The 17,595-nt window shown below is 72.1% G+C and carries 18 protein-coding genes; 9 read left to right on the top strand and 9 right to left on the bottom strand.

From position 1 onward, the window contains the following. Nucleotides 1-5: 5 nt before the first annotated feature. Genes ACFY29_RS21420 through ACFY29_RS21410 form a run of 3 tightly spaced genes read right to left on the bottom strand, consistent with a single transcriptional unit; the run spans nucleotide 6 to nucleotide 3,204 of the window. Entirely contained in the window at nucleotides 6-1,349 is a 1,344-nt protein-coding gene (locus ACFY29_RS21420) for a VWA domain-containing protein (RefSeq protein WP_386988761.1), read from the bottom strand. Continuing rightward, nucleotides 1,346-2,737, bottom strand: coding sequence for a hypothetical protein (locus tag ACFY29_RS21415; protein ID WP_386988758.1), 1,392 nt, complete (start codon nucleotides 2,735-2,737; stop codon nucleotides 1,346-1,348). The genes ACFY29_RS21420 and ACFY29_RS21415 overlap by 4 nt, the downstream gene beginning before the upstream one ends. Continuing rightward, nucleotides 2,737-3,204 carry a hypothetical protein gene (locus ACFY29_RS21410; protein WP_386989893.1) on the bottom strand — a complete coding sequence of 156 codons (468 nt, stop codon included), beginning with the start codon at nucleotides 3,202-3,204 and terminating at the stop codon, nucleotides 2,737-2,739. Before ACFY29_RS21410 ends, ACFY29_RS21415 begins: the two co-directional genes overlap by 1 nt. A gap of 345 nt (nucleotides 3,205-3,549) precedes the next feature. Here ACFY29_RS21410 and ACFY29_RS21405 point away from each other — a divergent pair, with 345 nt between their 5' ends. Beyond that, nucleotides 3,550-4,656, top strand: a complete 1,107-nt coding sequence (locus tag ACFY29_RS21405) for a ricin-type beta-trefoil lectin domain protein (RefSeq protein ID WP_386988755.1) — start codon at nucleotides 3,550-3,552, stop codon at nucleotides 4,654-4,656. 42 nt (nucleotides 4,657-4,698) lie between these two features. Here ACFY29_RS21405 and ACFY29_RS21400 read toward each other — a convergent pair whose 3' ends face one another. Beyond that, the gene (locus ACFY29_RS21400) at nucleotides 4,699-5,793 is read right to left on the bottom strand and encodes a hypothetical protein (RefSeq protein ID WP_386988752.1); all 1,095 of its coding nucleotides are present in this window, start codon (nucleotides 5,791-5,793) and stop codon (nucleotides 4,699-4,701) included. A gap of 21 nt (nucleotides 5,794-5,814) precedes the next feature. Beyond that, entirely contained in the window at nucleotides 5,815-6,135 is a 321-nt protein-coding gene (locus tag ACFY29_RS21395; RefSeq protein ID WP_328426421.1) for a helix-turn-helix transcriptional regulator, read from the bottom strand. A gap of 144 nt (nucleotides 6,136-6,279) precedes the next feature. Here ACFY29_RS21395 and ACFY29_RS21390 point away from each other — a divergent pair, with 144 nt between their 5' ends. The 5 genes from ACFY29_RS21390 to ACFY29_RS21370 all read left to right on the top strand — a co-directional run bounded on the left by ACFY29_RS21390 (nucleotide 6,280) and on the right by ACFY29_RS21370 (nucleotide 10,890). Then, a complete protein-coding gene (locus tag ACFY29_RS21390) occupies nucleotides 6,280-7,416 on the top strand; it encodes a hypothetical protein (RefSeq protein ID WP_386988750.1) in 1,137 nt (378 codons plus the stop codon). Nucleotides 7,417-7,506: 90 nt separating this feature from the next. Beyond that, on the top strand, nucleotides 7,507-8,574 hold the full coding sequence (locus tag ACFY29_RS21385; protein ID WP_386988747.1) for a nitronate monooxygenase: 1,068 nt from the start codon (nucleotides 7,507-7,509) through the stop codon (nucleotides 8,572-8,574). 66 nt (nucleotides 8,575-8,640) lie between these two features. After that, nucleotides 8,641-9,732, top strand: coding sequence for a cellulose binding domain-containing protein (locus tag ACFY29_RS21380; RefSeq protein WP_386988744.1), 1,092 nt, complete (start codon nucleotides 8,641-8,643; stop codon nucleotides 9,730-9,732). 112 nt (nucleotides 9,733-9,844) lie between these two features. Further along, nucleotides 9,845-10,480 carry a hypothetical protein gene (locus ACFY29_RS21375; RefSeq protein ID WP_386988741.1) on the top strand — a complete coding sequence of 212 codons (636 nt, stop codon included), beginning with the start codon at nucleotides 9,845-9,847 and terminating at the stop codon, nucleotides 10,478-10,480. A 68-nt stretch (nucleotides 10,481-10,548) separates the two neighbouring features. Continuing rightward, complete coding sequence (locus ACFY29_RS21370; protein WP_328425504.1) at nucleotides 10,549-10,890, top strand: MmcQ/YjbR family DNA-binding protein; 342 nt, start codon at nucleotides 10,549-10,551, stop codon at nucleotides 10,888-10,890. A gap of 41 nt (nucleotides 10,891-10,931) precedes the next feature. Here the strand turns inward: ACFY29_RS21370 and ACFY29_RS21365 are convergent, their stop codons facing one another. Then, nucleotides 10,932-12,968 (bottom strand): glycosyl hydrolase family 28-related protein, encoded by a 2,037-nt coding sequence (locus tag ACFY29_RS21365; protein ID WP_386988737.1) that lies wholly within the window; start codon nucleotides 12,966-12,968, stop codon nucleotides 10,932-10,934. A 220-nt stretch (nucleotides 12,969-13,188) separates the two neighbouring features. On the opposite strand from ACFY29_RS21365, the gene ACFY29_RS21360 reads away from it, so the two are divergent. The 3 genes from ACFY29_RS21360 to ACFY29_RS21350 all read left to right on the top strand — a co-directional run bounded on the left by ACFY29_RS21360 (nucleotide 13,189) and on the right by ACFY29_RS21350 (nucleotide 15,156). Continuing rightward, a complete protein-coding gene (locus tag ACFY29_RS21360) occupies nucleotides 13,189-14,301 on the top strand; it encodes an NYN domain-containing protein (RefSeq protein ID WP_386988735.1) in 1,113 nt (370 codons plus the stop codon). Nucleotides 14,302-14,482: 181 nt separating this feature from the next. Beyond that, nucleotides 14,483-14,701, top strand: a complete 219-nt coding sequence (locus ACFY29_RS21355; RefSeq protein WP_252419515.1) for a hypothetical protein — start codon at nucleotides 14,483-14,485, stop codon at nucleotides 14,699-14,701. A 278-nt stretch (nucleotides 14,702-14,979) separates the two neighbouring features. Next, nucleotides 14,980-15,156 carry a hypothetical protein gene (locus ACFY29_RS21350; RefSeq protein WP_328425513.1) on the top strand — a complete coding sequence of 59 codons (177 nt, stop codon included), beginning with the start codon at nucleotides 14,980-14,982 and terminating at the stop codon, nucleotides 15,154-15,156. A gap of 1 nt (nucleotide 15,157) precedes the next feature. Here the strand turns inward: ACFY29_RS21350 and ACFY29_RS21345 are convergent, their stop codons facing one another. Genes ACFY29_RS21345 through ACFY29_RS21335 form a run of 3 tightly spaced genes read right to left on the bottom strand, consistent with a single transcriptional unit; the run spans nucleotide 15,158 to nucleotide 17,543 of the window. After that, nucleotides 15,158-15,937, bottom strand: a complete 780-nt coding sequence (locus ACFY29_RS21345; protein WP_386988731.1) for a MerR family DNA-binding transcriptional regulator — start codon at nucleotides 15,935-15,937, stop codon at nucleotides 15,158-15,160. A 44-nt stretch (nucleotides 15,938-15,981) separates the two neighbouring features. After that, nucleotides 15,982-16,749 (bottom strand): ABC transporter permease, encoded by a 768-nt coding sequence (locus tag ACFY29_RS21340; protein WP_328425517.1) that lies wholly within the window; start codon nucleotides 16,747-16,749, stop codon nucleotides 15,982-15,984. After that, nucleotides 16,746-17,543 carry an ABC transporter ATP-binding protein gene (locus ACFY29_RS21335; protein WP_386988727.1) on the bottom strand — a complete coding sequence of 266 codons (798 nt, stop codon included), beginning with the start codon at nucleotides 17,541-17,543 and terminating at the stop codon, nucleotides 16,746-16,748. Before ACFY29_RS21335 ends, ACFY29_RS21340 begins: the two co-directional genes overlap by 4 nt. Nucleotides 17,544-17,595: the final 52 nt, after the last annotated feature.

Genomic DNA, 17,595 nt, shown 5'->3' with positions numbered 1-17,595 from the left:
GTCTCCTAGGTGAGGAAGTTCTTGAGCTCGACGACGAGTTTGCGGATGTGACCGGAGATGACCGGGGTGCCCAGGTCCTTGAAGCGCTGGCGGAACCAGGGGTTGACGCTCTGCTGGCCGGAGCTGCTGACCGAGCCGACCGGGATGACCCGGACGCCGGAGCGATGCACCGCCGCGAGGCCGTCGTAGAGCGGCTGGGACCGGTCGAACTCGTAGAAGTCCGAGATCCACACCAGCACGGTCTGCTTCGGCTCGACGATCTTCGGCCGGGCCAGCGCCAGCGCCACCGGCCCGTCGTTGCCGCCACCCAGCTGGGTACGGAGCAGCACCTCGAACGGGTCGTGCACCCACGGGGTCAGGTCCAGTGCACGGGTGTCGTAGGCGATCAGGTGGACGTCCACCTTCGGCAGCCCGGCGAAGATCGACGCGAGGATGGTGCAGTTGACCATCGAGTCGACCATGGATCCGGACTGGTCCACCACGACGATGAGCCGGGCCGGCGTGGTCCGCCGGGCGGTCTGCCGGTAGTAGAGCCGGTCGACGTAGAGCCGCTCGTCGTCCGGGCTCCAGTTGGTCAGGTTCTGCCAGATGGTCCGGTCGAGGTCCAGGTTGCGGAACACCCGCTTGGGCGGCACCGACCGGTCCAGCGTCCCGACGCTGGTCTGCTGCACCTGCGTCCGGAGTACCTCGGCGACCTCGTCGACGAAGCGCCGGATCAACGCCTTGGCGTTGGCCAGCGCCACCCCGGAGAGGTTGGCCTTGTCCCGGAGCAACTGCTCGATCAGCGACATGCTGGGGGTCAACTGGCTGGCCAGCGCCGGATCGGCCAGCACCTCCCGCAGGTGCATCCGCCGGACCAGGTCGCCCTCCAGACCGGCGAGGATGGCGCCCAGCCCGGTGCCCTGGCGGCGCACCTCGCCGGGCTCGCAGCCGAGCGCCTGCTCGAACCAGCCGGCGTCGGACTGCCAGCGGGCCAACTGCCCGGCACTGACCGACCCGGAACCGGTCGCGAAGACGTTGAGCAGCAGCTTCGACACCAGCGCGGCCCGGCGTACCTCGGACTCGCCGGGCTGGTAGGGGTCGTCACTCGACGCGGCGCCGTCGTCGGTGGACGTGAGCAGCCCGCGCAGCTCGGCCGCGAGCGCCGGGAAGCGTTGCACGATGGTGTCCACCGAGACCGCCGGGTCCAGCAGTGCGGCCGGCAGCCCGAGGTCGTCGACCACGGCCACGCTCGCCAACTCCAGGTTGGGCTGCTCGTCGTGGTCGAACAATCGGGACAGCAGCCGCCAGTAGAGCACCTGGCGGCGGTTGGCATCGGCGAGCCCGCCGGTGGGTTCGTCGTCGGTCATCGGCGCAGCAACCGTCCGGCGCGCTCGCGCAGCACGGCCACGGCGTCGCCCGCCCTGGCCTCATCCTTGGCGATCTTCGGGTCGGTGACGCCGCACGCCCAGTCGCCGTTGTGCGCCTGCACCGGCCGGCGCTTCACGGTGGCTCGTACCGCCAACGGCTGCATCAGCCACCGGCCGCCGTCCCAGCGCAGCAGACCCAGGCAGGCCGACGAGGCGGCGACCAACTCGGCGGTGAGCGGGCCGACGGTCGGCAACCGGTCCACGGCAAGCGCCACCGGCTCGCCGTCCAGCTCGATGGTGAGCGCACCGGCCTGGTCGCGGACCGGGTGGCCCTCGATGAGGACCGGCTCGGCGATGGCGGTCGGGTGCCGGTCCAGTGGGGCGATCGCGGCGGCGCTCGCCCTGGACAGCAGCACCCGGGCGGTGGCGAACGGGTCGGCGGGCTCGTCGAGCTGGACCCGGTCGTCGACCCAGCCCAGGTCGCCGCCGTGCAGCGGTAGGTCGGTGACGGTCAGAGCCCGCCGCTCGGCCAGCGCGGTGAGCAACAACGGATGCGTCGACAGCAGCCGCCACACGGCCGGACCGACGATGGTGTCCACCTTCGCGGCGGTGACCGCGGTGCGGACCAGCCGGGCCGGCCCGCCGCCGGCCGGCTCCAGGATGGCGTGCAGTTGGACCTGTACGGCTGTGTCGTGGGCGTGCACGTCCACGCCGAGCGGCAGCAGCCGTCCGGAGACCCTTGGCGGCTCGTTGGCCGCCGGCATCCCTTGGGTGAGCAGCACACCCCGGGCCCACAGGTCGGCCCAGCGGCGACCCGGCACCCGAGTCATGGTGGCGACCGGGATGCAGGCCCGCAGCTCCGCGGCGAGCCCGTCGAGCAGGACCGCGGGCCGGCGCAGCTCCGGCACGGCCAGCGCGGCCTCGACGACCGTGGCCGCGGCCGAGAGCAACTCGTGGTCGACGCCGCGCCAGCCGGTGACGGCCACCTCGTGCCACCAGGCCCGCGCCCCGGCGAGGGCGGGCGGCGCCTGGGCGGGCCCGGTGTTGGGTGCGGTCCACGGTGACCTGTCCCGGCTCAGCGTCGCGTCGAGCTGCCCGAGCAGTGCATCGTGCGCCGCGCCGAGTAGCGCAGAGCGTGCCCCGGCGAGCGCGGCGAGATGCTCCGGCGTGACCGAACCGGCGGTGACCGCGTCGACCGCGCTGGCCACCAGGTCGGCGAGCGGCGTGCCGGTCAGCGCGCTGGCGAACGCGGCCAGCGCCGCTGCGTCCCGCTCACCGACCCGGCCGAAGCCGTTGGTCAGGGCGTCGTCGAAGCCGGCGACCACGTCGAGTGCGTCGGCCAGCCCGGCCGGTGCCTCGCGCAGCCGCGCGACCTGGGTGCCCCGCATCAGCGACCCACCCCGGGGGCCGGGAACCAGTGCAGCTCGGGCAGCGCGACCGTGCTGTCCGGCAGCTCCAGGTAGGCCAGGTGGCGCAGGAAACGACTGAACACCACCGCGGCCGGTGTCGGCTCCGGCCGCCCGTCCAGCCGGGACAGCAGCTCGGCACCAGTGCCCAGCCCGTCGCCGACGTCGACCCGCAGGTAGCGGGCGACCCGGTCAACGCCGTACTGGAGCAGGGCCTCGTCGGTCAGCGCGTGCAGGTGCTTGCAGGGTGCGCCGCGCAGCCCGCCACAGGGCCGGTTGTTGTTGGTGCTGCAGTGGTAGGCGTGGGTGCCGGCGGCGATCGACGAGACGTAGACCCGTTCGACGTCCGACCCGCTGGAGACCACCCCCTGCAACCGCCCGTCGGCCAGCTCCACGAAGGGCACCTTGGCCAGCTTGCGGGGCCGGGCGGGCGGCACCACCGCCAGCACGCTGCGCCGCCGCCACTCGGCTCCGTCGGCGTCCGTCACGTCCCGCCCTCCCGCTGTCGACCAACCCAGGGTGATGCGCGCGCCAGCCGGTGCCGGCGGCGCTGCGACGACACGATCATGGACCACGGGTACGACAGATCACGCACGCGGTGCCGGACCACCGGCGGCGTCGGAGCGACCATTCGGCGCAACCAGCGCGGCGTTCGGCTCGCGCCCGCACCCGGCCGGCCCGACCGCTCCATCCATAGCCAAACATCAATGGTTACGTCCAGCTGTGGGCGCCGTTTTCGGCGGGCGGCACCACCACCGAAGTCCCTGGACGACCGGTGAGGAGAGGGATCAACCATGCGATGGAACGCACGACGGGCCGCCGCCGGCGGCTTCGGGCTCGTCCTCGGCGCCGTGCTGGCGCTGGCCCAGGTCGCACCCGCGCAGGCCGAGTCGAACGGCGGGGTACGGGTGATGCCGCTCGGTGACTCGATCACCGACGGGTACAACGTACCCGGCGGGTACCGGATCAACCTGTGGCAGCGGCTGGCCACCGGCGGTTACACGGTCGACTTCGTGGGCTCGGGGTTCAACGGGCCGGCCAGCCTCGGCGACCACGACCACGAGGGCCACTCGGGTTGGCGCATCGACCAGCTCGATGCCAACATCGTGGCCTGGTTGCAGGCCACCACCCCGCGTACGGTGCTGCTGCACATCGGCACCAACGACGTGAACCAGAACTACGACCTGGCCAACGCTCCGGCCCGGCTCTCCGCCCTGATCGACAAGATCAGGGCGACGGCGCCAGAGGTCGAACTCTTCGTCGCCACCATCACCCCGGAGACCGACCCGACCCGGGAGGCGCGGGTGCAGGCGTACAACGCGGCGATCCCCGGCATCGTGGCGCAGAAGGGGAGCCGGGTGCACCTGGTCGACATGCACGCCGCGCTCGGCACCGCCGACCTCGCCGACGGCGTCCACCCCAACGCCGGCGGGTACGACAAGATGGCGGCCCGCTGGTACGACGCGCTGCGGTCGGTGCCCGGCAGCCTGATCCCGCCGGGACCTCCGGTCGGCAGCCCGGTCGGCCTGACCAACCCGAACTCCGGGCGCTGCCTGGACGTCTCCGGTGCCAGCACCACCGCTGGTGCCCAGACCATCATCTGGGACTGTCACGGCGGTGCCAACCAGCGCTGGACCCGCACCGCCGCCGGGGAGCTGCGGGTCTACGGCGACCGGTGCCTGGACGTGGACGCCGGGGGGAGCGCCGACGGCACCAAGGTGCAGATCTGGACCTGCAACGGCAGCGGCGCCCAGCGTTTCACCTTCCGCGCGGACGGGGCGATCGTGCTCACCGCCGTCGGCAAGTGCGTGGACGTGGCGTCCGCCGGCACCGCCAGCGGCACCAAGGTGCAGCTCTGGACCTGTAACGGCACCGGCGCCCAGCGCTGGTCCGTGCGGTAGCGGTCGCGGGGCCAGCCCGCCGCGGCCGCGGGTGGCGCGGGGTCAGTCGACCAGCGCCACCGGGGACCGGTCGCGGCGGGGCGCGGCGGCCAGCCCCAGCGCCAGCAGCGCGCACACCGCGCCGACCAGGAAGAGCAGCGAGGCCACCGGCTGACCGAGCCACTCCCACAGTGGGTGCCACGCCGGGTGCGACTCGCGGAGGTGGTGCTCCAACAGTTGCGGCGCGGCCAGCAGCACCGGCAGCCACCACAGCACCATGGTCGTGCCGAAGAGGACGCTCGCCGCGCCACTCACCCGGCGTCCCTCGGTGCGTCGGCTCGCCCAACCGAAGACCAGCCAACCGGCCACCGCACCGAGCAGCGCGCCGAGCACCCCGGCGGGGGCCACCGCCGGCGGCGGCGCCCGGTGCACCTCGACCGCCAGATAGGTGGCGTCGAGGGCGGTCTGGGAGGAGACCGAGGCGTTCAGGATGGTGTCGCCGCGCCGGGCGACCAGGGAGGTTTCGGTGATCGCCAGCGGAGTGGCGCACAGCTTGTCCGCGCAGCTCGTGCCGCCGGTCACCTCCGGGTCGTACACCCGCCAGCCGGCGTCGGTCAGGCGTTGCCGTGCCACCGTGACGATCTGCTCGGCGGGCACCGGTGGCGCGCCGAAGGCGGCGGCGCCGGTGGCGCTCTCCTGGTATTCGCCGCCGTCGCCGAGGAGCACCGTCTTGACGTTGCGCAGGCTCAGCGGCTGCCCGTAGACCACGAAGAGGGCGGGCGGCGTGTCGATGTCGCCGAGGTCGTGCCCGGGGAAGACCTCGGTCAGGATGGCACCGGCCTCGGCCCGGTCGGGTTGCGGTCGAGAGGTCTCCCAGGCGGCCCGGCTGGCCAGCGCGCCGGCGAAGAGGCCGCAGATGACCGAGGCGAGCGCGGCCCATGCGACGACCGTGCGACTGGCGGGACGGCCGAGCCGGCAACGCAGCCCGGCCCGTACCAGGTCGGTGGTTTCCCGGACGGTGGGCCGGGTGCGGCCGGTCGGTGCCATGTCGAGCAGCAGTGAGATCACCTCCGTGGCGCGGGCCTGCCGCCACTCGCGGGGATAGCAGCGCAGCAGCCGCCGGTACCGGCGGGCCAAGGAGGGGTCGGTCGGCGGCATGACCATCCTTCGGATCCGAGATCAGGCGGGGCGGGAACGCAGGTGACGCAGCCGCGCCTCGGCGGCGGTGGTGAGCTGGCGGAGCCGGGCCGTCTCCGCGTCGAGTGCGGCGATGCCGCCGCCGGTGAGCCGGTAGTAGCGGCGTAGCCGCCCGTCGACGGTCTCGTCGTGGTCGTGGGCGATCAATCCTTCGGCGGCCAGCCGGTCCAGCGCGGTGTAGAGGGTGCCGGCCAGCACGGTGACCCGCCCGTCCGACAGCTCGGAGACCTCGCGGACGATCCCGTAACCGTGCCGTGGACCGTTGGCGAGCGCGGTGAGGATGAGGAACGTCGGCTCGCGCATTCCTGCCATGCCAGCACTATAGATAGATCATCGATGCATAGGGAAGGATCTGGTCGGTTCCCCGTCGATGTTCACCACCTGCGGCCGGGATCAGCCAGGATTGGCGAGGCGGCCGGGCCATGGCCGCGACGAGGAGGGCGCACGATGGGGGTACGGAAGCGGGTGACCCGGTACCGGCACGCCCGCGCCGGTGCGGCGCTGGCCACCCTGCTCACCGGTGCGGTGGTGCTGACACCGGGCGCGGCGGTGGCCGGCGCGCCGGGGGCCGGGGCGCCGGTGTGCGAGGTGCGCGACGAGCGGCTCACCGAGATCTCCGGGCTGGTCGCCACGGACACCGGGTACGTGGTGGTCAACGACGGCGCCGACAACGAGGCCCGCCGTCAGATCTTCTTCCTCGACCGGCGCTGCGCGGTGGTGCGAACGGTCGGCTATCCCTCCCGGCCCCGGGACACCGAGGACCTGGCAATCGGCTCGGACGGCACCATCTGGGTCGCCGACATCGGCGACAACGACCGGTCCCGGGAGACGATCGCGCTGTGGCGGCTCGCGCCCGGCGCGGACCGGCCGGTGCTGCACCGGATGGCGTACCCGGACCGCCCGTACGACGCGGAGGCTCTGCTGCTCGACGCCGACGGCCGGCCGTTGGTCGTCACCAAGGGAGGCAGCGGCACCGTCTTCCTGTACGCACCGGCTACCGCGCTGCGGCCGGCCGCGACGACGCCGCTGGCCTTGGTCGGCCAGGTGGTCCTGCCAGCCTCGACGACCAGCAACCCGTACTTCTTCGTCGGCCGGGGTGTGGTCACCGGCGCGGCGAGTGCGCCGGACGGGCGCCGGGTGGTGCTGCGCAGCTACGCCGACGCCTTCGAGTACGACGTGCCCGACGGCGACGTGGTCGCCGCGCTGACCACCGGCACCCCGCGGATCACCCCGCTGCCGGACGAGCCGCAGGGCGAGTCGATCACCTACAGCCGCGACGGCCGGTCGCTGCTCACCGTTTCCGAGTCTGCCAACCAGCCGCCGGGCACCCGTCCCGCGATTCTGCGGTACCCCACACCGACAGGGCCGGCTGCCTCCCCGCGTCCACCGGAGCCTTCCACCGCCGGCGCGGAGCCTTCCACCGCCGGCCCGGAGCCTTCCACGGCCGCCCCGGCCAGCCCGGCGGCCGGGAACGCGGGTGCCGCGGGCAACCGGACCTGGCCGGTGGCGGCGGGCGCCGGGACGCTGGTGGCGCTGCTCGGGCTGGCCGGGGTGCTGCGGTGGCGGCGCGCCGCCCGCCGATGACCGGTCCCTCAGTGGACCCGGGCAGCCGCCGGGGGCTCATCTGCGGCTGACCGATCTGACCGCCGAGCACCGGCCCGAGGAGTCGGGCCGATGCGACAGGATGGGTGGATGTCGGTGCTGTCCGCGTTACGCCACCCGATCGTCGCCGCCCCGATGGCCGGCGGCCCGTCCACGCCTGCGCTCGTGGCGGCCGCCTCCGCCGCCGGTGGGTTGGGCTTCCTGGCCGCCGGGATGATCGACACCGGCCGGCTGGCCGCCGACATCGCCGAGGTCCGTGCGCGCACCGACCGGCCGTTCGGGGTCAACGTCTTCCTGCCCGGTTCCGGCAGCGTCGACGAGGCCGGCATCCGGGCGTACGCCGACCGGCTCGCCCCGCAGGCCGGCCAGCATGGGGTGACCCTGGGCGAGCCGGTGGGCGGCGACGATGGGTACCCGGAGAAGCTGGCGGCGCTGCTCGCCGACCCGGTCCCGGTGGTGTCCTTCGCGTTCGGGCTGCCCGACCGTGCCGCGGTGGCCGCCCTGCGCGAGCGGGGTACCGAGGTGTGGGCCACGGTCACCCGGCCGGACGCCGCCACTACCGCCGCCGAGCTCGGCGTGGACGCCGTGGTGGTGCAGGGCACCGAGGCCGGTGGGCATCGCGGCGGCCTGCCGGACGACGACGACTACGCGCTGCTGCCGCTGCTCCGGCTGGCGGCCGCCGGCTGTCGCCTCCCGCTGGTGGCCGCCGGCGGAATCGTCGACGGCCCAGGGGTGGCCGCCGTGCTGGCCGCCGGCGCCGCCGCCGCGCAGCTCGGTACGGCGTTCCTGCGCTGCCCGGAGGCGGGCACCTCGCCGCTGCACCGGGAGGCGGTGGCCAGTTGGACGCCGACCGCCCTGACCCGGGCGTACACCGGCAAGCGAGCACGTGGTGTGGTCAACGAGTTCCTGCGCCGGCACGACGCGACGGCGCCGACCGGCTACCCGCAGGTGCTGCACCTGACCCGCCCGCTGCTCGCCGCCGCCCGGCGCGACGGGGACGCCTCGGTGGTCAACCTCTGGGCCGGGCAGGCACATCCCCTCTCCCGGGACGTGCCGGCGTCCGCGCTGGTCGCCGCGCTGAGCGCCGGTGCTCGGGCCGCGTTGGCGGCGGCGGCCGAGCGGTCGACCCGCTGGGGCTGAGCGGGCTGCCGACAACTGGCCCGGGCGGGCGGTACGGGCCGTGCGCGAAACCCGTAGAGTCGCGCCGTGATCGAGATCGGTGCGCAGGTCGACCTGTCCCACCCGCCTGACCGGGTCTGGCTCGCATTGACGGATCGGGAGCTGCTCGGCCGGTGGTTCGCCGAGGCCGAGACGGTGGCGGGCGTGCCGGACCGACTGGTGCTGCAGACGGCCGGGTTGCCTGGCTTCGACGCCAACGTCGAGGTCGAGGTGACCGAGCGGCGGGTGCCGGAGCTGCTGGCGCTGCGCTGCGACGAGGCCGGCCGGCTCACCGAGCTGACCTGTGCCGTCACCGTCACGAAGCAGGGCTGCCGGCTGGCGGTCCGCGAGGTCACGACGCACGGCACCTGGTCCGCCGAGCAGAGCGAACCGCGCGAGCAGCAGCTCCGGCAGGCGCTGGCCGTTCGCCTGCCGGCCATCCTCGACTGGCTCGCCTTCCAGCAGGTCGACCTTCGCCGTGGCGAGGCCGGGATGACGGCCGAACTGCCGATGATCGGCGTGGTCGGCACCGGACGCGCCCGGGCCCGCCGTCGCCGCACGGTGGTCGCGGTGCTGGCCGGTGCCGTACTGCTGGCGGGGCTGGCGGCGTGGGTCACGATGCCGGCCGAGTCGGACCACGCCGCCGCGCCACTCCCGACGACATCACCGACGCCGACCGTGGCGGCCGACGCGCCCACCGACACTCCGAAGGCGACGGCGGCCTCGGCGCGCCCCTCGCGGACCACCGCGTCGCCGACCACCAGCCCGAGCCGTACCCCGACGGCCAAGCCGTCCCGTACCCCGACGGCGGCCCCGCCGCCGCCGACGCAGCCGGTGACGGCCCGCTACGACACCGACTCCAGCCGGCTGTTCGGCTACACCGGCGAGGTGGTGGTCGAGAACCCGGGCAGCGCGCCGGCGGAGCAGTGGGCCGTGGTCGTCACCCTGGCCGAGGGCAGCACCATCGACGACGTCGACGGCGCGGACTGGCGGCAGGACGGGTTGGCGGTCACCTTCACCGGGCCGGCCGTGCCGACCGGCGGGTCGCAGACGTTCCGCTTCGACGTGCGCGACAGCCGGCCCAAGGCCAGGGAACCGGAGGGTTGCACGGTGAGCGGCAACCCGTGCGCGGGCCTGTGACCCGAGCGCCGCTGCGGCGACCATCAGACCACGCCCACCGGTGCTCTCGGCCGACGGTGGGCGGCCCCGACCCGGGGGTGGCCGGCCGGTAGGCCGTCCCTAGGCTGGCGGCATGGCACTGCTGCACCGGGCGACTCTGCGCCCCTCGAAGCTCGACCTGCTGGCGACCTGGCTGCCCGGCCGACCGTGGTACCACGGGCCGGCCGGCGTGGAGGTGCTGAGCCGCGGCGCCTACCGCTTCGACGACCCGGCCGGCGAGGTCGGCATCGAGACGATGCTGGTCGGCACCGCCGACGGGCCGGTCCACCAGGTCCCGCTCACCTACCGCGCCGCGCCCCTCGATGGCGCCGACGACTGGCTGGTGGGCACCACCGAACACTCGGTGCTCGGCCCGCGCTGGGTGTACGACGGCTGCGCGGACCCGGTGTACGCCACGGCGCTGGCCCAGGCGATCCTCGCCGACACCGGTCAGGCGGAGCAGTACATCGAGGTCGACGGTCGGCGCGAACTGCGCGAGCCCACCATGACGATCGCCGCCAGCGGCGCCGGGGACGCCGACGTGGTACCGGTCGGCGCCGTGCGGCGGGTGGTCGACGAGGACAGCACGCTGATCGTCACCGACTCCGTCGAACTGGCCGTCGTCCGCCGGCCCGGGGGCGGGGACGCCGCTGCCTCCGGGGCCACCCTGTTCGGCACCTGGAACGGGCAGCCGACGAGCGTGCCGCTGGCGTACGCCCGGCCGCGCTGACGTCACGGCGGCCCGGTCCGCCCGTTCGCGGGTCGACGGACGGGCCGGCCGGCCGTTACGGTCGGGGCGTGGTCACCGTCGCCGACGTGCGAGCCCTCGCCCGGACGCTGCCGCGCAGCAGCGAGCACCTGATCCGGGACCGGGTGAAGTTCCGGGTCGGGTCGATCGTCTATGTCGCGTTCTCGCGGGACGAGGCGACGATGGGCTTCGGGTTCCCGAAGCAGGAGCGGGCCGGGTTGGTCGCCGCCGAGCCGGAGTTGTTCTTCCTGCCAGGAGAGGCCGACCTGCGCTTCCACTGGGTGTGCTGCCACACCGCGCGACTGGACCACGGGTACATGACCGAGCTGGTCACCGAGGCGTGGCGGATGGTGGTGCCGAAGTTCCTGGCCCGGCAGCGGCTGGGCAGCTGACGGACGGCGGGCGGCCCGACTGCTCGGGCCGCCCGCCGCGCTCACCAGTGCGCCGGGGGTGGCGGCGGCGAGACCGGCGGCCGGTCGTCGCAGGTGATGGTGTTGGGCAGCAGCCACGGGGCCAGCCAGCCACCGTCGTTGCCGCCGAGGTCGGTCAACGCGAACTCCGAGCCGGCCGGGGTGAAGTGGAAGGACCCGCAGTTGTTGACGCCGACCGCCCCCACGTTGCGGGCGTCCACATTGGCGAACGAGGCCGATCCGGCCGTGCGGGCGCTGACCACCGAGGTGCCGGTGCCGTCGACCCGGATGTCCCGGAAGTGCACGTTGGTGATCGAGTAGAGGTCCTTCACCGGCCAGTCGCTGACCAGCATGATCGCGTTGTACGTGCTGTCGAGGTACGCGTCGCCGGCCACCTCGATGGTCGCGTCGATGCTCCGGTCCAGGGCGAAGAACCAGATCGCGCCAAGGCCGATGTTCCAGTTCAGCTCGTACGTGCCGGCCCGGGCGGTGGTGTTGTTGGTGATCCAGAGGTGCCCGGTGAACGGCTCCGCGCCGAAGCGGGAACCGACCTGGATGCCGCTGCCCTCGCGGACCGGATCGGCGATGAGGTTGTGCGAGACGGTGTTGTCCGTGCCGCCGTAGATGGCGATGCCGTTGGCCAGCGTGGGCGACTGCACCGTGTTGTGGTCGAACGTGTTCCGCGTGTTGGCTGTCTTCTCCGACCACATCGCCAGGCCGTCGTCGCCGGTGTTGCGCACGAAGTTGTGCGCGACGAGCGAGTTGGTCACGCCGGTGTGGAAGTTGAGCGCGTCCGCGATCTGGTCGACGATGATGTTGTTCGTGACGCGTACGTTCGTCATCGGCCCGTCGAACCAGAGGCCCACCTTGGTGTGGTGCAGGTAGAGCCCGTCGATGGTCGAGTTGCTCATCGCCCCACCGATCGCGTTGACCTGGTCGGTGTCGATGCGCTCCCGGACGTCGCCCTCGATGGCGAAGCCGGAGAGGTGGACGTTCCGGCTGCCACCGTCGGCGGCGTCCCGGCCGTAGAAGCCGACGCCGGTGTGCACCGAGCCGTCCGGCGCGGGCGTGGGCAGGGCGACCTCCCGGCCCTTGATGATGGTGTACCAGTTGCCGGCGCCCTCGATGGTCACGTCGTCGACGATGATGTGCCGGTTGACCTGGTAGGTGCCCGGCGGGATGTACACCTTCAGGTGGGTGCGCCGGGCGAAGGCGATGGCCTTGTCCAGGGCATCGGCGGAGTCCCGCCGCCCGGTCGGGTCGGCGCCGAAGGCCAGCACGTTGGCCGCGAGCAGCCGGATGCGCGGCGGCGCGACCAGCTCGGAGTCGAGCAGGTCGATGACGGTCCAGGCGGCGGCGCTGCCGGCCGGCGCGGTGAGCCGGATCCGGTCACCGGCCCGGTAGGTGCGCCCGAGCAGGAGTCGCTGCTCGTTGTAGAAGTGGGTGGGCCGGAACGGCGTGCTGATGGTCGGGTACGGGGTGGTGGCCGACGGCACGCACGAGCACTCGGTGATCCACCAGTCCGGGTGCAACAGCCCGGCCTGGGGGTCGTTGGAGAACGGGTACTGGTTGTAGAGCCACGAGTACTGCGAGGTCAGCGTCATGCTGCGCAGGTGCTTGCCGTTGACCGCGACGCCCAGCGGTGCGGTGATCCCGCCGCCCTGCGGCGCGTCCGGGATGCTGTACCGCACGGTGATGGCGTTGGCGGCGCTGGGCAGGACGAACTCCACGTACCGGCCCGGGGTGAGCCGGACGGCCCGACGGCCGGAGGCCTCCGCGGGCAGTGTGTACGCGGACCGGTCCGGACCGATGATCTCGCCGTTGGTGCGGGCGTTCTCCGCCTCCTGCTCGACGAAGTCGACGTCGGCGCCGCGCCCGGCGACCAGAGCCGGATCGAGGGCGGCCCGGGTGACCACCGGCGCCGCTCCGGAGGGCGTGGGTGGACCGGCGACGGCCACGGTGGGCCCGCCGACCAGCGTGGTGAGGGCGGTCGCGAGCGCGACTGCGGTGGCGACCGATCGGCCCGGGCGTCCCCGCGCCGGCATGATGCTCCGAAACATCGGTGACCCTCCTGTGTGGGTGGTGGTGGAGGTCCGCCCGGCGTTCCCCCGACGCCCGACATTGATCGTCATGATGCAGCACCGAACACTGTGCTGCAAGACACCTATCGAACAACGAAAAGAAGCGACAGTTTGCCCGCAAGAACTGAACGGGCAGCGAAGCGACGTGTCGTGCGTCACCTGGGCCCGGCCAGGTCACCCCCGGCGTAGGCTGGCCGACGTGGATCAAGAAGACCGGATCGCCCTTTTCCTGGACTACGAGAACCTCGCGTTGGGGGCGCGCGACAACCGTGCCGGCGCGGACTTCGACTTCCGGCCCATCGCCGACGCGCTGGCCGAGCGGGGGAGGGTGGTGGTGCGGCGGGCGTACGCCGACTGGTCGTACTTCGACGAGGACCGCCGGATGCTCACCCGGTCCCACGTCGAGCTGATCGAGATCCCACAGCGGATGGGCGCCTCCCGCAAGAACGCGGCCGACATCAAGATGGCGGTGGACGCGATCGAGTTGGCCTTCGAGCGCGACTACATCTCCACCTTCGTGATCTGCAGCGGCGACAGCGACTTCACCCCGCTGGTGCACAAGCTCCGCGAGCTGAACAAGCGGGTCATCGGCGTCGGGGTCGAGGGGTCGACCTCGGCACTGCTCCCGCCAGCATGCGACGAGTTCCTCTACTACGACCGGCTGGAGGGTGTGGACATCCCACCGACCAGCAGCCGGCGCGGCCGTCCGGTGCGGCAGCCCGGCCCGGACCAGCGACCGCCCGAGCCGGAGCGCGAGCACGTGGCGCCGGAGCGGGAACGGGAGCCGGAGGCGGAGCGTCGGCCGGCGGGGGAGGAGCCCGGCCGGGACGTGGATGCCCTCGCCGTGCTGGTGGCCCAGACGGTGGCCGGGCTGCAGGGCAGCGCCAGCGGCGAGGTGACCGCCTCCCGGCTCAAGCGCACGCTGCTGCGCAAGGACCCGACGTTCAGCGAGTCCGACTACGGGTTCCGCACCTTTGGTGAACTGCTGCGCCACCTCGCCGGGCACAACGTGGTCGAGCTGGCCGAAGGCCCCGCGAAGGGCGACCCCGAGGTCTCGCTGCCCGAGCATGGTGACCGGGAGGTGGCCTTCGGCCTGCTCCGTGGCGTGGTGGCGGAGCTCGGCAGCGGCGGCAATCCGGTGGCGCTGTCCGGGCTGAAGAACCAGCTGCGCAGGGCCCGCCCCGACTTCAGTGAGAAGAAGCTCGGCTACCGCAGCTTCCTCCAGTTCTGCAAGGCCGCCGCGACCAGTGGCGCGGTCGACCTACGGTGGAGCCCCGAAGCCGACGACTACCTGCTCACCGCACAGGGGTGAGTGCGGGCGCAGGCAGCGTCTGATCCGTGGTCTGTTTCGTTGCTCAGGATGGGAGGAAACCGCCGGTACGGTCCTTCCTCGTCAGCAGGCGGCCGGAAATGTGACTGAATTGCGGTTTTTGCCACGGTTGCAGCCCACCTGTGCCGTACCCCTGGCCGGCGAATTGCTATACGGTCGGCGAATGATGGTGGAGGAGCACTGGTGGAACGGAGACACGACCCCACGCGGGCGTCGGGACGTGTACATCCGTACTGACGGGCAGGGTTGGGAGGTCCGCGCCCAGATTGGTGGGGCGTCGGGTCGTGAGCGGGTGCAGCAGTGCCCCAGCCGGGCCTCGGCGGCCATCCTCGCCGACGCCTGGCGCGGTACCCACCCTTCCTGGCGCGAACTGAAGCGCTGATCCGGCACCGGGCCGGGCCGGCGACGCGCCCGGGCACCAGCCCGGCGCGGTCATCGGCCGGCCCGGTGTTCGACTCCCCCTGACGGTGCCAGGGTGCGGGTCACTGCTTCTGGACCATGACTGAGGCGACCTCCGCCACAATCGCTAGCGGCTGCCCTTCGCTGGTCTGCGGCCTTACCTGGCCGACTGAGCGCGGTTCCTGCCCTGTCGGCCGTGTCCGCCGCGCCAGTCGGGGTACCAGGAGAGGGTAGGCACCCGCCCGATGGAGGTCGTCGCCCATGTCCCAGGAGCCCGATGAGGAGAGCCCTCAGATCGACGAGGAGGCGCGGGAGGCCCAGCGTCGGCTCGCCGTGTTCGACGACCGGTCTGACCGGTCCGACGGGTCCGACGACGCGCTGACCGACGAGGACGCCCGGGAGCCGGACGACGCCCCTACCGACGAGGATGCCGAATAGGTCAGTCGGGCGGCTCTGCCAGCCGCTCCATCCGGTTCCAACCGGTCCAGCCACGCTCGCGCATCAGTTCCACCATCCGCTCCGTCCGCGGGTCGGACTCGACGGCAAGTGCGTCCAGAAGGTCAAACGGTAGATCGTCGTGCCCCAGGTCGCCGAGGCCGGCCTCACCGGAGGCGTATGCCTGCTCGGCCAGGCCGGCCATGATGTCGGCGGCTTCCTCCAGACGCCGGTCGTCGCCTGCGTCGCAGTCGAGGATCTCCGACAGGACCCGATAGAGCCGAACGATTTGCGGGTCGTCGAGCATCGCGAATTTTCCGGACATCACCTCGGGGATCCGATCCGGCCAGCGCGCCGCAACCAGGATCCACCCGTCCCGTTCGGACTCCACCATTCGCTCTGACACCCCCATCTCCCGAAGCCGATCGAGATATGAGGTCACCTCCGGTGGGAGCGCCAGGCTGTCCCCGGCAGCGAGCTGCGCGATCTGCTTGCGGCTGGTCTCCAGCCGTTCGATCTCGTCGCGCAGGTGGCTGTCGATTCTCTCGACAACGTCGGCAAACGTCGACGCGTCGGCTTCGAGCATCCGACTGATCTGCGACAGCGGCACGCCTGCGTCGGCGAGGGTGCGGATCTTGATGAGGGACACGACTGCCATTGCGCCATACCGCCGGTAACCCGAGGCATCCCGCTCCGGCTCGGGCAGTAGTCCGATCTGGTGGTAGTGCCGCACCGCCCGCACTGTGACGCCGGCGTACTCCGCCAGTTGACCGATCGTCAGCATGCTCTGATCCTGCCCTCAACTCGCCCAGACCGGTCGACGCCGGTTCAGGAGATTCTGCGACGGTAGGACATGTTGGCGAAGATGTAGGCAACGACGAGGATGCCGACGCACCAGGCGAGGGCGGTCCAGATGTCCGCGCCGACCGGCTGCTGGGTGAACAGGTCTCGGATCGCGTTGACGATGGAGGTCACCGGCTGGTGCTCGGCGAAGGCGCGCACCGGACCGGGCATGGACTCGGTGGGCACGAAGGCCGAGCTGATGAACGGCAGGAAGATGAGCGGGTACGAGAACGCGCTCGCGCCGTCCACGGACTTTGCGGTGAGGCCGGGGATCACGGCGATCCAGGTCAGCGCCAGGGTGAACAGGACCAGAATGCCGGCGACCGCGAGCCACCCCAGCACGCCCGCCCCCGTGCGGAAGCCCATGAGGAGGGCGACGAGGACGACGACCACGAGTGAGATCAGGTTGGCGACCAGCGAGGTCAGCACGTGCGCCCACAGCACCGAGGATCGTGCGATCGGCATGGACTGGAACCGTTCGAAGATGCCGCCCTGCATGTCCAGGAAGAGCCGGAAGGCGGTGTAGGAGATTCCCGAGGCGATCGTGATGAGCAGGATGCCGGGCAGCAGATAGTTGACGTACGAGCCGGTCCCGGTCCCGGTCTCGATCGCGCCGCCGAAGACGTAGACGAACAGCAGCATGAAGGCGATCGGCATGATCGCGGTCGTGATGATGGTGTCCGGGCTGCGGCTGATGTGGCGCAGCGAACGTCCCAGGAGGACGGTGGTGTCGCCGAGGAAGTGCTTGTTCATCGTTGTTCCTTGTCCGTCCTGGCGCCGACGATGGTGAGGAAGACGTCCTCGAGGCTTGGCTGCTTCTCGACGTACTCGACCTTGGCGGGTGGGAGGAGCTGCTTGAGCTCGTTGAGGGTGCCGTTCACGATGATCCGGCCCTCGTGGAGGATCGCGATCCGGTCGGCGAGCTGCTCTGCCTCGTCGAGGTACTGAGTCGTGAGCAGCACGGTCGTGCCGCCCTCGGCGAGCTTCTTGACCGCCTGCCACACCTCGATGCGCGCCTCCGGGTCCAGCCCGGTCGTCGGCTCGTCGAGGAAGATGACCGGCGGATCGCCGATGAGACTCATCGCGATGTCCAGACGGCGGCGCATGCCACCGGAGTACGTCGCCACCCTCCGGGCGGCCGCCTCGGTCAGCGAGAAGCGCTTCAGTAGGTCGTCCGCTATGGTGCCCGGGTCCTTGAGATGCCTCAACTTGGCGACCAGGACGAGGTTCTCCCGCCCGGTGAGGATCTCGTCGACCGCCGCGAACTGCCCGGTGAGACTGATGGACTCGCGTACGTCGGCGGCCTGCGTCGCGACATCGAAGCCGTTGACCCGGGCAGCCCCTGCGTCGGCCTTGAGCAGCGTGGACAGGATCTTCACCACTGTGGTCTTGCCCGCCCCGTTTGAGCCGAGCAGGGCGAAGATGCTGCCCCGTGCCACGTCGATGTCCACGCCGCGCAGCACCTTCAGCTGCTTGAACGACTTTTCCAGGCCTTGCACGCGTATCGCGGGTTGCTCGACCCGATCGGTTGTAGGTGGGGTGCTCATGACAGCCAGCATGAAGGGTTGACGCAGCGTCAGGGTCAAGCCCGCAAGCAGA

Origin of the sequence: Micromonospora sp. NPDC000668, assembly GCF_042897975.1 — a bacterium.
GTDB lineage: Bacteria > Actinomycetota > Actinomycetes > Mycobacteriales > Micromonosporaceae > Micromonospora.
Note: the sequence above shows the minus strand (reverse complement) of the source record. Positions and strands in the feature narration are given on the sequence as shown.

Coding starts and splice junctions, on each gene's coding strand:
- ACFY29_RS21350 (WP_328425513.1), top strand. CDS start 14,980: ATGTCCCAGGAGCCCGATGAGGAGAGCCCTCAGATCGACGAGGAGGCG.
- ACFY29_RS21390 (WP_386988750.1), top strand. CDS start 6,280: ATGGGGGTACGGAAGCGGGTGACCCGGTACCGGCACGCCCGCGCCGGT.
- ACFY29_RS21340 (WP_328425517.1), bottom strand. CDS start 16,749: ATGAACAAGCACTTCCTCGGCGACACCACCGTCCTCCTGGGACGTTCG.
- ACFY29_RS21355 (WP_252419515.1), top strand. CDS start 14,483: ATGATGGTGGAGGAGCACTGGTGGAACGGAGACACGACCCCACGCGGG.
- ACFY29_RS21405 (WP_386988755.1), top strand. CDS start 3,550: ATGCGATGGAACGCACGACGGGCCGCCGCCGGCGGCTTCGGGCTCGTC.
- ACFY29_RS21395 (WP_328426421.1), bottom strand. CDS start 6,135: ATGCGCGAGCCGACGTTCCTCATCCTCACCGCGCTCGCCAACGGTCCA.
- ACFY29_RS21400 (WP_386988752.1), bottom strand. CDS start 5,793: ATGCCGCCGACCGACCCCTCCTTGGCCCGCCGGTACCGGCGGCTGCTG.
- ACFY29_RS21345 (WP_386988731.1), bottom strand. CDS start 15,937: ATGCTGACGATCGGTCAACTGGCGGAGTACGCCGGCGTCACAGTGCGG.
- ACFY29_RS21335 (WP_386988727.1), bottom strand. CDS start 17,543: ATGAGCACCCCACCTACAACCGATCGGGTCGAGCAACCCGCGATACGC.
- ACFY29_RS21385 (WP_386988747.1), top strand. CDS start 7,507: ATGCGACAGGATGGGTGGATGTCGGTGCTGTCCGCGTTACGCCACCCG.
- ACFY29_RS21375 (WP_386988741.1), top strand. CDS start 9,845: ATGGCACTGCTGCACCGGGCGACTCTGCGCCCCTCGAAGCTCGACCTG.
- ACFY29_RS21420 (WP_386988761.1), bottom strand. CDS start 1,349: ATGACCGACGACGAACCCACCGGCGGGCTCGCCGATGCCAACCGCCGC.
- ACFY29_RS21415 (WP_386988758.1), bottom strand. CDS start 2,737: ATGCGGGGCACCCAGGTCGCGCGGCTGCGCGAGGCACCGGCCGGGCTG.
- ACFY29_RS21365 (WP_386988737.1), bottom strand. CDS start 12,968: ATGTTTCGGAGCATCATGCCGGCGCGGGGACGCCCGGGCCGATCGGTC.